The organism is Mesorhizobium sp. M5C.F.Ca.IN.020.29.1.1 (genome assembly GCF_003997375.1).
GTDB lineage: Bacteria > Pseudomonadota > Alphaproteobacteria > Rhizobiales > Rhizobiaceae > Mesorhizobium > Mesorhizobium wenxiniae.
This window is the reverse complement of the sequence record NZ_RZSW01001208.1, coordinates 1-418: the sequence shown is the minus strand read 5'-3', so window position 1 is coordinate 418 and position 418 is coordinate 1. Positions and strand designations below refer to the sequence as shown.

The 418-nt window shown below is 53.3% G+C and carries 1 pseudogene; it reads right to left on the bottom strand.

From position 1 onward, the window contains the following. Positions 1-335: pseudogene (locus EOA85_RS37065) on the bottom strand (porin); the annotation flags it as partial. Positions 336-418 lie beyond the last annotated feature (83 nt).

Below are 418 nucleotides of genomic sequence, written 5' to 3'. Positions count from 1 at the left end.
GGTATAGGTCGTCAACGCGCCGAGCTCGGTATGCTGGCCGGTCCAAGTTTTGAACGTGAAGCGTGTGTTGTTTCGCCAAGTGCCTTGGTCCTCGCCAGTTCTCACATCCGAGGTTCTTGCGCTGTCATACGATCGGACATCACGAGGCCGATATCATAACGGACATAGCCGCCGATGCGCAGGCAGGTGTCGGTGTTGAGAATATAGGAATAACCCGAGCCGAGGACGTCGCAGATCTTGATGTACTCGGCCGGTTCCCGCTCGGCGCCAGCTGCTCGAACGACGGAAGCGGCCATCAGAGCAGTTAAGCCGAGAAGAGGACTCTTGATGTACATGTCTAGATCTCCATGAAGGATTAAAAAGGATGGAGGCGTAAGAGAAAGCTTTCCTCTAAATTTTGTGCGTGTTATCTCCAATG